General features: G+C 57.9%; 13 protein-coding genes. 5 read left to right on the top strand and 8 right to left on the bottom strand.

Annotated elements, in window-relative coordinates:
* From AWM69_RS04525 to gap, 7 genes are all read right to left on the bottom strand, one after another.
* Positions 1 to 411 (bottom strand): YbaN family protein, encoded by a 411-nt coding sequence (locus AWM69_RS04525; RefSeq protein ID WP_218725862.1) that lies wholly within the window; start codon positions 409 to 411, stop codon positions 1 to 3.
* Between the two features lie 58 nt (positions 412 to 469).
* Positions 470 to 1078, bottom strand: coding sequence for a biliverdin-producing heme oxygenase (locus tag AWM69_RS04520; RefSeq protein ID WP_131652699.1), 609 nt, complete (start codon positions 1076 to 1078; stop codon positions 470 to 472).
* 113 nt (positions 1079 to 1191) lie between these two features.
* Positions 1192 to 3789, bottom strand: a complete 2598-nt coding sequence (locus tag AWM69_RS04515; protein ID WP_218725861.1) for a TonB-dependent receptor — start codon at positions 3787 to 3789, stop codon at positions 1192 to 1194.
* A gap of 118 nt (positions 3790 to 3907) precedes the next feature.
* On the bottom strand, positions 3908 to 4813 hold the full coding sequence (locus AWM69_RS04510) for a FecR domain-containing protein (protein ID WP_218726009.1): 906 nt from the start codon (positions 4811 to 4813) through the stop codon (positions 3908 to 3910).
* A 156-nt stretch (positions 4814 to 4969) separates the two neighbouring features.
* Entirely contained in the window at positions 4970 to 5488 is a 519-nt protein-coding gene (locus tag AWM69_RS04505; protein WP_218725860.1) for a sigma-70 family RNA polymerase sigma factor, read from the bottom strand.
* Positions 5489 to 5709: 221 nt separating this feature from the next.
* Positions 5710 to 6174: a methylglyoxal synthase gene (locus AWM69_RS04500; RefSeq protein ID WP_131652702.1), complete on the bottom strand. Its 465-nt coding sequence runs from the start codon at positions 6172 to 6174 to the stop codon at positions 5710 to 5712.
* A gap of 4 nt (positions 6175 to 6178) precedes the next feature.
* Positions 6179 to 7180 (bottom strand): type I glyceraldehyde-3-phosphate dehydrogenase, encoded by a 1002-nt coding sequence (gap, locus tag AWM69_RS04495; RefSeq protein WP_048379001.1) that lies wholly within the window; start codon positions 7178 to 7180, stop codon positions 6179 to 6181.
* A 209-nt stretch (positions 7181 to 7389) separates the two neighbouring features.
* On the opposite strand from gap, the gene edd reads away from it, so the two are divergent.
* The 4 genes from edd to AWM69_RS04475 all read left to right on the top strand — a co-directional run bounded on the left by edd (position 7390) and on the right by AWM69_RS04475 (position 12451).
* On the top strand, positions 7390 to 9216 hold the full coding sequence (gene edd, locus AWM69_RS04490) for a phosphogluconate dehydratase (protein ID WP_048379003.1): 1827 nt from the start codon (positions 7390 to 7392) through the stop codon (positions 9214 to 9216).
* Positions 9213 to 10169, top strand: coding sequence for a glucokinase (locus AWM69_RS04485; RefSeq protein WP_218725859.1), 957 nt, complete (start codon positions 9213 to 9215; stop codon positions 10167 to 10169). The genes edd and AWM69_RS04485 overlap by 4 nt, the downstream gene beginning before the upstream one ends.
* Before the next feature lie 100 nt (positions 10170 to 10269).
* Positions 10270 to 11001, top strand: a complete 732-nt coding sequence (locus AWM69_RS04480) for a response regulator transcription factor (RefSeq protein ID WP_131652704.1) — start codon at positions 10270 to 10272, stop codon at positions 10999 to 11001.
* Positions 10991 to 12451 carry an ATP-binding protein gene (locus tag AWM69_RS04475; RefSeq protein WP_256930172.1) on the top strand — a complete coding sequence of 487 codons (1461 nt, stop codon included), beginning with the start codon at positions 10991 to 10993 and terminating at the stop codon, positions 12449 to 12451. The genes AWM69_RS04480 and AWM69_RS04475 overlap by 11 nt, the downstream gene beginning before the upstream one ends.
* Here the strand turns inward: AWM69_RS04475 and AWM69_RS04470 are convergent.
* Positions 12420 to 13067 carry an AP2 domain-containing protein gene (locus tag AWM69_RS04470; RefSeq protein ID WP_218725858.1) on the bottom strand — a complete coding sequence of 216 codons (648 nt, stop codon included), beginning with the start codon at positions 13065 to 13067 and terminating at the stop codon, positions 12420 to 12422. The two genes, AWM69_RS04475 and AWM69_RS04470, sit on opposite strands and share 32 nt — an antisense overlap.
* 351 nt (positions 13068 to 13418) lie before the next feature.
* On the opposite strand from AWM69_RS04470, the gene AWM69_RS04465 reads away from it, so the two are divergent.
* Positions 13419 to 14699, top strand: a complete 1281-nt coding sequence (locus AWM69_RS04465; RefSeq protein ID WP_218725857.1) for an ABC transporter substrate-binding protein — start codon at positions 13419 to 13421, stop codon at positions 14697 to 14699.
* The last annotated feature ends 14 nt before the right edge of the window (positions 14700 to 14713 follow it).

The raw sequence follows: 14713 nt of genomic DNA, 5'->3' as shown, positions 1-14713 counted from the left end.
TCAATCGTGGCTGACAGCGAGCGGCAAGCGCTCCGGTCGCGACCAGATCCACAGATTGCCCAGGCACATGCCGGCAATGGCGAGGAACACTGGCCATTCGTGATCCAGGACATACAGCATCAATCCTGCACAGAAAAGCATGCTGACTGTGGCGCTGATTTTGGCCCTGCGAACGATGATTTTACCGTTGCGCCAGTTGATGAGGATCGGACCAAACAGGCGGTGATTTTCGAGCCAGGCACTCAGGCGCGGAGAGCTTTTGGTCGCAGCCCAGGCGGCAAGCAAAATGAACTCGGTGGTCGGCAGGCCGGGAATCACGATGGCGATTAACCCGATACCCAGGCTTACGTAGGCCAGCAGGCCGAACAGGGCTCGTGCGATTTTTGACGACGGTCGGGTTTGACGGGTCATAAGCTCGGGACACATAAAAGGACGCCCGACCAGCAGTCGCCGGTCGGGCAGGTCAAGCTTAAGCCAGTTCCGGCTGTTTCACGTATGTCTGTTCAAGCAGGAAGGTAAAGCGGCTGAAGGCGTCATTGGCGGCTTGTTCCAGCTCGGTGTCTTCCTCGGGGGTGAGTTCGACGGCGTCGAGCATTTCGATAAAGCTTTTCCAGTTCCGCCCGCGCCCTTCAGCGGGTTCACCCATGTGACGGGCTCCGTGGGTTTCGCTCAAACCGAGCAGGCGAGCCTGCTTGATCAATACGCCTGCTCCCAGCTTGGAGCCTTCGGAAACAAACACCCAGCCCAAGGCCTGGGCCTTGCTCGGGTTTTTGACGGCGCCGGGTACGGGGGCGGGCAACTCAACGCCCAGATCGATCAGGTCGGCCTTGATCATGTCGGCGCGGCAACGCTCGGGCAAGTTGGGGATGTGTCGGGTCAGGCGTTCATCGGTGTGCAACGCTGCCAGCTCAGTCAGAAACAGGTACTGAGCCATGGCGAAATGGGTGTAGTTGACCAGGGAACCGAATGGATCGCGGCCCATTACTTTTACGCCCAGCGTGTCGTGAGTCTCGCGGGTGGCCAAGGTCAGGCGCTTGGAACGTTCGGAGGGGCGCGGTGCGGTATCTGGAGTGGTCATGCAAATGTCCTTGAGAATGAGATGCGCTTTGTAACTAGACGAATCAGAAGACGGGTCACAGTAAAAAATCCTCACTGCACCGCTTCAAATAGCAGTGCAGTGGAACCGTCGGATCAGATATCCCACACCAGATTGACCGAGAAGTTACGCCCCGGAGCGGTCAGACGCTCCATGTTGGCCGGGTTGATCACACCGGCCTCGCCAACGCTGTCGTAGCCGCGCACGTCATCCCAGTTCCAGTATTTCTTGTCGGTCAGGTTGTACAGGCCAGCATTGAGGGTGACGTCCTTGGTGACTTTGTAGAAACCGGTCAGGTCGAGGACGCCGTAGCCCGAAGACTTGAATTGGGTGCTGGTGCCATCAGGCGAGAAGAAATTGCTGTCGTCGACCTGCGTTTTGCGTTTCACCAGCGTCCAGCTGACCAGGCCACCGTAGGTGTCCTGCTCGTAACCCAGGCCCAGCACGGCAGTCAGCGGATTGACGCTGTTGATCGGTTCGCCGGTGTCGTTGTTTTCACCATGGGCGTAAGCGACAGATCCCCGGGTGTAGAGCCCCTGCGGAGCACCGAAGACGTCGAGATTCAGGCGACCTTTGACTTCTGCCCCTTTGATGGTGGCGTGCTTGATGTTGTTGGTCTGGAAGGAGAGTTTGTCGTAGCCGGGCGTGATGGCGTCTTCATTGATGAAATCGCGGTATTTGTTGTAGAACACCGCTACATCGAATGAGCCCGCATCGAAGTTACCGCGCAGGCCGGTTTCGAAGCTTTTGCTTTTTTCCGGCTCAAGATCAGGGTTCGGCTCTACGGAATAACCTTCGGACAGATTTTCAAAACGGCCATACAGCGCTTTGGCGCTTGGCGTGCGGAAACCTTCAGCGTATTGGCCGTACCAGGTGTATTGATCGCTCAGGGCGTAGGTCAAACCAAATTTTGGCGACAGGCGATGCCATACCTTTTCTTTGTTGCTGACCGTTTGTTTATCGGCTGCCGACACGGTATTCATGAATGCTTGGGTAATGTGTGGCGTGAGCTTGGTGTAGTCGTAACGCAGACCCGGCATGAAGGTCCAGTTGTTCCAGCTGATCTGATCCTGGGCGAAGAGGCTGTAGGTATTGATGGTGGGGTCCGGGAAGTCGCTGGACTTGACCAGGTAGTCCTTCGGGCTGTCGGCGCCTGCCGCCGTGCAACCTGAACCTGCTGCCAGGCAGGTGGCCGAGCCGCTGCGTGAACCGGTTACTTTCTGGTGCTTGAGGGTGGCGCCATAGGTCAGCAGGTGATCGGTGTCGGCAATGTGAAAGGCCTTGTCCGCCTGGACATCCAGTTTCCATTGTTTCTCTTCGTACGTGGTGGTGCGTGAGCGCATCACATGCCGGGAGAAGGGGAAATAGTCTTCAAGGGTGCTTTGATCGGTCTTGGCGGTCTGGTAGTTGAGGTTCCACTTGACGTGATCGGCCAGCAGGCTGTCGAGGACAATGCTGTTTTCGAGGCCAAAACGTTCACGGCTGATGATGTCTGTACCCGTTCGTGAGCGGTACATGCCCATTGGCTGGCCTGCATTGAACGGACCGCCGACGGCACTTTTCTCATTGACATCAATGCGGCCTTTGTACTTTTCGTACGTGAAAGCCAGACGATCATCGTCATTGTAGTTCCAGCCTGCCTTGGCCAGCACGTTGGTGGTTCTTGCCTCTTCGGGGTTGGCCGCGGTGCGGCTCAGTCCCGTACCACCATGATCACCGTAGGACTCGGTTTCATGGCCATCGCGACGGCTCACGTGCAGCAACCCGTCGAAATCGCCAGTGCGCCCGGCGACGGTGCCGGATTTCAGCCAGCTGCGATCGGCAGAGCTGTAGCCGGCTTTAAGCCTGGCGCCGACATCCTTGCCGGGTTTGATGATGTCATCCGGGTCGAGGGTGAAATAGCTGACGGCACCGCCAATGGCGTTGCTGCCATAGAGCACGGAAGCCGGACCGCGGAGGATCTCGACGCGCTTGACGATTTCGGGGTCGACATAGTTGCGCTGGGTCTTGGCATAAGGACCGTTGAAGAACGATTCCGGGATTTCAACCCCGTCAACCTGGGTCAGGATCCGGTCACCATCGATGCCGCGAATGTTATAGCCGCTGATGCCACCGCGCTGACCCGCGCCACCGACCGAAACCCCAGGCTCATAGCGCACCAGATCCTTGAGGGTGTTGACGTTCTGCCGATCGAGTTCTTCACGGTCATGCACAGTGACGGTGCTGGGCACCGAGTTCACGTCCTGCTCCTGGCGCGTGGCACTGATGGTCACTTGCTGCAGGGCGAGGGCGCCACTGGCACTGCTGCGCTTTTCGAGCACGATATTGTTGTTGCTGAGTTTTCGATAACCCAGGTTGGTACCGATGAGCAGGCGATCCAGGGCTTTTTCCGCGGACAGTGACCCCCTGACACCGGGAGACGATACATGCTGGCCAAGCTCTGCCGGCAAGCCGACCTGCCAGCCTGTCACCGCACTAAAGTCGTTCAACGCAGACACGAGTGGCTGCTGGGAGATTGAAAACGTGTAGTTGCCCACTGTGCGGCTGGCTGGCTCAGCCCCGGTCGCGGCCAGGGCCGGCATGGCCTGTACGCCGGCCGCCAGCATGGCGACGGTCAACAACGACAACGTGCACTGGTGCAAACCGCGTGTGCGGACGCTGGAAGAGGACCGGCTGTTGAAACGAGTGGGCATTGATAGCGCTCCGTGGTGAACGAATCTTATAGTTGCGAAGCTGATTCAAAATAAGAATCAGTTGCATTGACTACAACGAGACGAACGACATCGGGCTATCGAGTAAAAATACTTTCAATTAATTGAGGATGACCAGCGCCGGGTATTCGGAGAGGCTCGAGGACGTGATATGGGCGAGGGAACGCAGGATGTCCAGCGGCTGATCCAGCCGGTAGTTGCCGGTTACCGACACGTTGGCCAGTTTGTCGTTGTTGTTGACGATCCAGCCCGGGTAATAGCGACGCACTTCATCCAGCACCTTGCCCATCGGACAGTTTTCAAACACCAGGCGTCCCTGCACCCAGGCCAGGTCGGTCTGAGGGTTCAGCTTGACGGGCTGGCCGAATCCATTGGGGCCGATACTCACGCTGTTGCCGGCGGACAAGCGCATTTGCGTACCTGCACGGTTGACCCGCAAATTCACATCACCGCGCTGTACCCGCACGAGGGCCTCACCATTGAAGTAGCTCACGGCAAAAGCGGTATCGCGCACACTGACGCTGACCGGTCCGGCATCGACTACCAACGGCAGTTCCAGGTTGGCCGGGATCTCAAAAAAAGCCTCACCCTGCAGCAGCCGGGCGCTGCTCCGGACACGGGTCATGTCGCTGGAAAAGGCCGAGTTGGTGTTGAGCAGTACTTTGGAGCCGTCTTCAAGTTCGAGGCGCTGGCGCTCACCGACCACGGTCAGGTGATCGGCTTGCAGGCGCAAAGGCACATTGCTGTAACCGCCGACAGTCAGCAGTAACACGGCCGCCGCGGCCATGTGCTTCCAGTGGCGACTCATACGGTGCAACAGGCCGGGTTGGCGGCGGGCCTGCAGTGACTGCGCAGCAGCCAGAACCGATTGCCCGTTCCATACGGCGCTGGCTTTGGCAAAGGCTTGAGCATGGGCCGGGTCGGCATTGAGCCAGTCATCAAAGGCTGCTTTTTGATCGTCGCTCGCGCACTCAAGCGTGATCAGCCAGCCCAGCGCCTGGTTCATGGCGCTGTCTTGCAGCACATCTTGAGCAGAGTGATGAGGGTCCGTCACGTGTGTTCCTTGGCTGTCTCGGGCACGGTTTTGTTCAAAATGACACGATTCCTGGCGTGAGTCCCGCCAAGTAATTCAGAGCATTCTTACAGGAATTAACGATCAAGATTAAGGCTGATTAATCCTGTCGGCTACCCCGATGCAGATTGCCATGATCAATTTGAGTTCCTTTTGCACCGTGCTCAATGAGACATTCAGCTCATCCGCGATTTCTTGATAACTGCAGCCATGAAGACGGCTGAGGATGAAAATGCGCTGCTGACGTGCGCTTAGCTGACTCAGGCTCACACTCAAACGCTCCAGTAATTGTGCGGCTTGATGGGCTTCGTCCGGGGTGCTGATCGAGGAGGGCACCCCTTCGATGACCTCCATGGGTACATCTTCGAGCACCGTGCGTGACTGGATGCGCCGGGAGCGCAAGTGGTCCAGTGCCAGATTGCGTGCGGTCTGAAACACAAAGGGTTCGAGGTGTGCGACGGTACGTTCGCTCAAGGCCCGGGTTACGCGCAGGTAAGTCTCCTGCAGCAGGTCCTCTGCAGTGCTGTGGTTATTGACCATCCGTTCGAGCGTGCGCAGTAACGTAACCCGCTGAGCAAGGAAGACTTGATTGAAGTGGGACTGACTCACCGTGCTATCCGACCGTTTTCGAGCAAATGATAATGCTTATCATCCATGCTGTTGGTCAAGCGCTGTTTCATAAACGCAGGATGATCACGCCAGGCGAGTGATTCGGTTTGAACCGTGGCCGCTGCGACAAGGGTGCGCAGCGAACCTTCTTTGAAGGCTTACGGCCCTTGTTGCAACCTGCGGCAGCGGCTACAGAGCTTTGTATCTTGCGCAGCGCCGGGTCAGACCCGGCCTTTCAGATACGCGCTGTAGTCCGGAATACGGTGTCCATGGGGCTGGCTCATCAGCGGGCTGGTGAGCATGTAATCTGCACTGCACTCGTTGCACGCCACCGGGATATTCCATACGGCAGCGACCCGCAGCAATGCCTTGATATCCGGGTCATGCGGCTGCGGTTCGAACGGGTCCCAGAAAAACACCAGCATATCGATCCGTTGCTCGGCAATTTGGGCGCCGACCTGCTGGTCTCCCCCAAGAGGGCCACTGATCATGCTTTCGATCGGTAAACCGAGGCGCTGGCTCAACAGTAAGCCGGTGGTGCCGGTGGCACAAAGATCATGCTGGCTGAGCGTTGCCTTGTGGCGCTCGGCCCAATCCAGCAAAAACGCCTTGCAGTGATCGTGGGCCACCAGGGCGATGCGCTTGCGCGCCGCCAGGGTGGCGGTGGTGAAACTGATACCGATCATCGCGTCACTCCGCGTTGCACAGCGCCAGGCAGTTATCGAGCATGCGGTTGGAGAAGCCCCACTCGTTGTCATACCAGGCCAGTACTTTCAGCAGTTTGCCGCTGACTTTAGTGTGGTTGGCGTCGAAAATGGATGACAGCGGGTTGTGGTTGAAATCGCTCGAGACCAGCGGCAGGGTGTTGTAACCCAGTACCTTGGAGTGCTGGCTGGCTTCTTTGAACAGCGCGTTGACTTCAGCTGCGGTGGTTTCACGCTTGAGTTCGATGGTCAGGTCGACCAGAGAAACGTTGATCACCGGAACCCGTACGGCCATGCCGGTCAGCTTTCCGGCCAGCTCAGGCAATACCAGGCCCACGGCTTCGGCTGCGCCGGTTTTGCTCGGGATCATGTTCTGGGTAGCGGAGCGCGCACGGTACGGATCCGAGTGGTAAACGTCGGTCAGATTCTGGTCGTTGGTGTAGGCGTGGATGGTCGTCATCAAGCCGTTTTCAATGCCGAATTCGCGGTTCAGGATTTGGGCGACCGGAGCCAGACAGTTAGTGGTGCACGACGCATTGGAAATAATCTGGTGAGATTGGCGCAGAATGTCGTGGTTAACACCGTAGACCACTGTTGCGTCTGCATTTTTACCCGGAGCAGAGATAATGACCTTGCGCGCACCGGCAGCAATGTGGGCCTCGGCCTTGCTGCGATCGGTGAACAAACCGGTGCATTCGAATACCACGTCAACCTTCAATGCGGCCCAAGGCAGTTCGGCCGGATTGCGAATGGCGGTCACGCTGATATGGTCGCCGTTCACGGTAAGGCTCTCCTGGTCATGTTCGACCGTGGCCTCGAACGTACCGTGAACCGTGTCGTACTTGAGCAGGTGCGCGTTGATCGCGCTGTCGCCCAGATCGTTAATGGCGACGATCTGCAAGTCCTGACGATAGCCTTGGGTATACAGTGCTCGCAGGACGTTACGGCCTATCCGGCCAAAACCATTGATTGCGATTCGTAGAGTCATGGAAAGCGCCTGCCATCGATTTGTTGTTGGAATTACAAGATTATTCTCATAAAAATAGAAAACAAGCCATTTAAGTGGCAATATTTTGTTTTATCTACAACGAGTGACCTGAATCAACGGGTCCGAATGATCGAAGTCGTGGTTTCTGGCCCTTCGATCAGCATAGGACACGCACAGGTCGCCATTTCCGTTAGCCTGGAGTTCAACACATGCATCCCCGCGTTCTTGAAGTCACCGAGCGTCTTATTGCCCGCAGCCGAGCTACACGTGAGGCGTACCTGGCGCTTATTCGCGGCGCGGCCAGTGATGGCCCGCAACGCGGCAAGCTGCAATGTGCCAACTTCGCCCATGGCGTGGCGGGATGCGGGACTGACGACAAAAACAGTCTGCGGATGATGAACGCGGCGAACGTTGCAATTGTTTCGTCATATAACGACATGCTGTCGGCGCATCAGCCCTACGAGCACTTCCCTGAGCAAATCAAGCAGGCTCTGCGTGAAATGGGCTCGGTTGGGCAATTCGCAGGCGGCACTCCAGCCATGTGCGATGGCGTGACTCAAGGTGAGGCGGGGATGGAGCTCAGCTTGCTGAGCCGTGAAGTGATTGCGTTGTCGACGGCCGTGGCGTTGTCGCACAACATGTTTGATGCGGCCCTGATGCTGGGTATTTGCGACAAGATCGTGCCGGGCCTGCTGATGGGGGCGCTGCGCTTCGGGCATCTGCCGACGATCTTTGTTCCGGGCGGGCCGATGCCTTCAGGCATCTCCAACAAGGAAAAGGCCGACGTGCGTCAGCGCTACGCGGAAGGCAAGGCCAGCCGCGAAGAGCTGCTGGAATCGGAGATGAAGTCCTACCACAGCCCTGGCACCTGCACGTTTTATGGCACCGCCAACACTAACCAGTTGGTGATGGAGGTCATGGGCCTGCACTTGCCGGGCGCCTCCTTTGTCAATCCTTACACCCCCTTGCGTGATGCGCTGACTCGCGAAGCGGCCCATCAGGTCACTCGTCTGACCAAGCAAAGTGGTGAGTTCATGCCGTTGGGCGAGATCGTTGATGAACGCTCGCTGGTTAACTCTATCGTGGCCCTGCATGCCACCGGCGGTTCGACCAACCACACCCTGCACATGCCGGCCATCGCGATGGCGGCCGGGATTCAACTGACCTGGCAAGACATGGCAGACCTGTCCGAGGTGGTACCGACCCTGTCCCACGTGTACCCAAACGGCAAGGCCGATATCAACCACTTCCAGGCCGCGGGCGGTATGGCGTTCCTGATTCGTGAGCTGCTGGAAGCCGGGCTGCTGCATGAAAACGTCAACACTGTGGCCGGCTTTGGCCTGAGCCGTTACACCCGTGAGCCGTTCCTCGTCGATGGCAATCTGGTATGGCGCGATGGCCCGGTTGAAAGCCTGGATGAGTCCATCCTGCGTCCGGTTGCCCGTGCGTTCTCCGCTGAGGGCGGGCTGCGGGTGATGGAAGGCAATCTGGGGCGTGGCGTGATGAAAGTCTCGGCGGTCGCACCCGAGCATCAAATTGTCGAAGCCCCGGCCCGCGTGTTCCAGGATCAGCAGGAGCTGGCGGATGCGTTCAAGGCCGGTGAGCTGGAGCACGATTTTGTCGCCGTGATGCGTTTTCAGGGGCCGCGTTCCAATGGCATGCCTGAGCTGCACAAAATGACGCCGTTCCTGGGTGTGCTGCAGGACCGGGGTTTTAAGGTGGCGCTGATTACTGACGGCCGGATGTCCGGGGCGTCGGGCAAAATCCCGGCGGCTATTCATGTCAGCCCGGAAGCTTCGGTCGGAGGCGCACTGGCGCGTGTCCAGGACGGCGACATGATCCGGGTGGACGGGGTTAAAGGCACCTTGCAACTGTTGGTGGATGAGGCAGAATTCGCAGCGCGCACCCCGGCCGTCGGCACTCTGGACAATGCCGTCGGTACCGGGCGTGAGTTGTTTGCGTTCATGCGTCAGGCCTTCAGTTCGGCCGAGCAGGGCGCGAGCACCTTTACCTCATCTCTGGAAAACCTTAAATGAAGCTCGCTCTGGTCGGTGATATAGGCGGCACCAATGCACGCTTTGCGTTGTGGGAAAACGACCAGTTGCACTCGGTCCGCGTGCTGGCCACGGCGGACTTCGCTTGCCCCCAGGAGGCCATCCGGCTGTACCTCAACGATCTGGATCTGGCCTTGGGAGCGGTAGGCTCGGTGTGTTTGTCGGTGGCCGGGCCGGTGAGTGGCGATGAATTTCGTTTCACCAACAACCATTGGCGTTTGAGCCGGTCGGGCTTTTGTCATGCGCTGCAGCTCGACAATCTGCTGCTGATCAATGACTTCAGCGCCATGGCACTGGGCATGACCCGCTTGCAACCTGAAGATGTGCGTCAGGTCTGCCCGGGCACTGCCGATCCGGCGCGGCCGGCGGTGGTGATCGGGCCAGGCACCGGGCTTGGTGTCGGTACGTTGCTCAATCTCGCAGACGCGCAATGGATGGCGTTGCCGGGGGAGGGTGGGCATGTCGACCTGCCCATGAGCAATCCGCGTGAAGTCCAGCTGTGGCAGCATATCTATAACGAAATCGGGCATGTCAGTGCCGAAACCGTCTTGAGCGGGAGCGGCTTGCCGCGTGTGTACAGAGCCATTTGCGCAGTGGATGGGCACATGCCGGTGCTGGACAGCGACCGTGCAATTACCGCGGCAGCCTTGGCGGGCGATCCTCTGGCACTGCAAGTGCTTGAGCAGTTCAGTTGCTGGCTGGGGCGCGTAGCAGGCAACAACGTGCTGACCCTCGGCGGTCGGGGCGGGGTGTATATCGTGGGCGGGGTGATACCGCGCTTTGCCGATATCTTCATGGCCAGCGGATTCTCCCGCAGCTTCGCCGATAAAGGCTGCATGAGTGACTACTTCAAGGGTATTCCGGTATGGCTGGTAACGGCGCCGTACCCGGGCTTGATGGGGGCGGGAGTCGCCCTGCAGCAAGCCTTTGGCTGAATAGAGCCTTGCAGGCACGTATCGATGCTGTCACAGGCAAGCTTGCTCCTCGGGGGATGAGGAGCCGGTGTGCTTCATAACAACAATAAGGAACACGACTGTGAGCGCACTCAGCAAATCCATATTGCTGGTCGACGATGACCTGGAAATCCGCGAACTGCTTGATCAATACCTTACCCGTGCCGGTTTTCAGGTCAGGACGGTGGGGGATGGTGCCGGTTTTCGTCAGGCCCTCGAAAACACATGCGCCGATTTATTGATTCTTGATGTGATGCTGCCTGACGAAGATGGCTTCAGCCTGTGTCGTTGGGTGCGACAACATCCGCGCTTTGCCCAGACCCCGATCATCATGCTTACGGCCAGTTCCGACGAGACTGACCGTGTGATTGGACTGGAGCTGGGCGCAGACGATTATCTGGGCAAACCTTTTAGCCCGCGAGAGCTGCAGGCACGGATCAAGGCTTTGTTGCGCCGGGTGCACTTTGCCAGCGGGAGTGCGGGCAACGAAATCATGGCATTCGAGGACTGGCGGCTGAATACCGTGACCCACCGGCTGTTTCATACCGACGGTGAGGAAGTGATCCTGTCGGGGGCCGATTTTGCCTTGCTCAAGTTGTTTCTGGACAACCCGCAACAGATCCTTGATCGCGACACCATCGGCAATGCCACCCGGGGTCGAGAGTTGATGCCGCTGGATCGAATTGTCGATATGGCGGTCAGCCGCTTGCGACAACGCCTGCGTGACACGGATAAACCCCCGCGTCTAATTCGTACCGTCCGGGGCAGCGGCTATCAATTGGCGGCTCAGGTCACGGTCGGTCATGGCCTTTAATATTCTGCGCAAATGGCATGTGCCCCGTTCATTGCTCGGACGGATGTTGTTACTGACGCTGCTCGCCATTTTGCTGGCACAGGCATTGTCGAGCGCGATCTGGTTGTCGCAGCTGCGCACCACGCAACTTGAAGGGCTGGTAACCAGTGCTCGCAGCCTGGCGTATTCAATGAATGCGACGGTCACCTACATGCGCTCATTGCCCTTGGCATATCGTCCGCTGGTGCTTGATCAACTGCGCAGCATGGGCGGCACCCGTTTTGTTGTGAGCCTCAATGACCGGCCGCTGGACATGCCGGTATTGGCGCCTACTCAGCGCAAGCAGGCGGCCCTGGAAGCCGTGGATCAGGTGTTGCGCCAGTCATTGGGCCCTGATGTCGATATGTCGGTGAAATTCGTTAGCCCACAGGACCTGCGTATTTTTAATGCCGGCTTGAAACTCGACGAGCTGCCGCGTTCATGGGCGCACTTTGCATTGACCCTTGAACCCGTCAACCCGCCGGTACTGGTGACCCAAATCCAGATGGCGCCGGGCGAGTGGTTGTACATCGCCTCGCTGTTGCCGGAGCCTTACACCAGCCTGGAAGAAGAGGGTTTGCCGGCACTGCAGCTATGGTTTATTGCCCTCAGCAGCGGCTTCCTGTTGCTTTCCATCGGCTTGCTGGTGCACTGGCAAAGTCGCCCGCTCAAGCGTTTGGCGCGGGCAGCCCGTGATATGTCGCTGGGGGAGGAGGAGGTCAAGCCGGTCGAAATCGGTGGCGGCAGCGAAGTGGTTGAAGTGGGGCGGGCATTCAACGCCATGCGTGCGCGCATCAGCCGTTATCTGACCGAGCGCAGCCAGTTGTTCAGTGCGATTTCCCATGACTTGCGTACGCCGATTACCCGTTTGCGGCTGCGGGTTGAACTGCTGGAAGACGAACAGTTGCAGCTCAAGTTCGGGCGGGACCTGGATGAGCTGGAAATGTTGGTCAAAGGCGCGCTGCAATGCGTGAAAGACACGGACATCCACGAAAACATCGACCCGGTGGATTTGAACCACCTGCTCGACTGTTTGATCGAGCCCTATTTACACCCGCTGGGTAATGGTCGAGTGACGCTGCAGGGACGAGCCTGCAAGCCATACCCGGGCAAGCCTCTGGCATTGCGTCGCTGTATGGGAAACCTGATCGATAATGCGCTCAAGTACGGGAAAAACGCTCACCTGCGTATCGAGGATCATGAACAGGCCTTTGTCTTGACCGTTGATGATGAGGGGCCGGGCGTTCCTGAGCAGCGGCTGGAACAAGTGTTTGAGCCGCACTTTCGTCTGGCGGGACAGCAGCAGGGCTATGGGCTGGGGCTGGGCATTGCACGCAGCATTGCCCATAGCCATGGCGGGGAAGTCAGTTTGCAAAACCTGCGGGCCGGAGGTCTGCGGGTTACTTTGTATTTGCCGCGAAATGCCGATTGATTGACTGGCTTGCCTGCTCGGCACTGATGGGCAGTACCGGTTCAAGATGGGTATTGGCGATGTCTTCGACGGCGGGTTTGAGCTGTCGGGTACTGTTCATCGCGGCCTTGATCCGGTTTTCCCTGACACGTCTGCTGGTCTGGCTGAAGTGCTGCTGCAGCTTTTCCATGGCCACTTCATAAGGCTCATCGCACAGCTTCAGTTGTCGCTCGCGCTCCTGCAGGGCCAACTGCTTGGCTTCTGCATCGCCATAACGATCAATGCGGAAGCTTTTGCTCAGGTTGTAGCCGTGGATGCGGGTGGTCGCACGCCAGTAATCGACATGATTGGATTGAACGCGGTAGACCCCCGGGTGGCCACTGGTGTTGTGAGGCATCAGGCGTTGACGATGCTCGTAGGTAAAGGCCAGGGGCATTCTGAGCACCAGTTGATTACGCATGATTTCGGCTGCGTGTAATGCCGGCCCCTCACCGCCGTACTCGGAAAAATCGAAAATGTGCATATGCACTTTGCCTGCACGCTGAATATCGATTTTCCAGGCATAGGGCTTGCCGTCCTGGTGCTTCAAGGCATAGATGAAGCAATGATTGCGGGGCGTTGAGCGAGCTTTCGGCATGGTACACATCTCCTGATAGGTGTCGGCATCCGTTCTTCAATCGCGACGATGGCTAGCAGACTCGCTGAAGTTTTTGGCTTGTACAACGTGGGAAAACGACTTCGGGATGTGTCCTACAGGTAAAGCGGAAAAACCTTGATGTTATAGGTCGCTGAATATGGATAGCTAACAGGAACCTTGAGTTTGTCCTGGTTGAACAATCTGCATCGCGGACGGCACTTTGGTTGGAATGTCACAAGCTGGTGACACTTGGGCATCTCTTCGTTACGTGAGGTCGGGCCGTGATGGATACACTCACAGCAAGCGCAAGCAAAAGACTTGCACAGCTATAACAACAAGAAAGGTCTCTCCATGAACTCATTCAATCGCCTCGCCGCTATTATTTCCCTCGCCTCGATATTCCCTCTGAATGCTTTCGCTGCCGACTCAAAAGGCACAGTCGAAGTTGTGCACTGGTGGACGTCAGGGGGTGAGGCCAAAGCGGTTGATGTGCTTAAAAAGCTGATCGAAAAAGACGGTTACACCTGGCAGGACAGCGCAGTCGCGGGCGGTGGCGGAGCGGCGGCCATGACCGTGCTCAAGACCCGTGCCGTCTCGGGCAACCCGCCATCCGCTGCACAAATCAAAGGCCCGGACTTGCAGGAGTGGGGCGCGCTGGGGTTGTTGAGCAACCTGGACAAGGTTTCCACGGAAAACAAGTGGGACACCTTATTGTCCAAAACCGTGTCCGACACCATGAAATACGACGGTCACTACGTGGCGGTTCCGGTGAATATCCACCGTGTGAACTGGTTGTGGATCAACCCCGAAGTGTTCAAGAAAGCCGGCATCGATAAAGCCCCGACCACCCTCGACGAACTGTATGCCGCTGGCGACAAGCTCAAGGCCGCGGGTTTTATTCCTCTGGCCCATGGCGGACAACCTTGGCAGGACAGCACGGTTTTTGAAAACCTGGTGCTGAGCGTCATGGGGCCGCAGGGCTATAAAAAAGCGTTGATCGAGCTGGATGAAGGCACCCTGACGGGGCCGCAAATGGCTGATGTGTTCACCCAGCTGAAAAAACTCCAGGGCTATATGGACCCGGATGGCACGGGCCAGGACTGGAATCTGGAAGCCGCCAAAGTGATCAACGGCAAGGCCGGCATGCAGATCATGGGGGATTGGGCCAAAAGCGAATGGTCCGCTGCAGGCAAGAAGGCCGGTACCGATTATGAGTGCGTACCGTTCCCGGGCACCAAAGGCAGCTTTACCTACAACATCGACTCGTTGGCCATGTTCAAACTGGCCAAAAAGAACGACACCCCGGGTAATATCGCGGCGCAAAATGACGTGGCCAAAGTCGCCCTTGAACCCGAATTCCAGTACGTGTTCAACCAGAACAAAGGTTCGATCCCGGTGCGCAATGACCTGGATATGAGCAAGTTCGACAGCTGTGGTCAGGCCTCCGCCAAAGACTTCGATGCGGCCGGTAAAACCGGTGGCCAGCTGCCAAGCATGGCGCACAACATGGCGACTTCCCTGGCCGTACAAGGTGCCATCTTTGACACGGTGAGCAACTTCATGAGCGACAAGAGTGCCGATCCGGCCAGCGCCGGCAAAAAACTGTACTCCGCGATCAAGTCTGCGCAGTAAGCCCCGGCATAGCT

The organism is Pseudomonas sp. D1HM, from assembly GCF_019266105.1.
Taxonomy (GTDB): Bacteria; Pseudomonadota; Gammaproteobacteria; order Pseudomonadales; family Pseudomonadaceae; genus Aquipseudomonas; species Aquipseudomonas taetrolens.
Note: the sequence above shows the minus strand (reverse complement) of the source record. Positions and strands in the feature narration are given on the sequence as shown.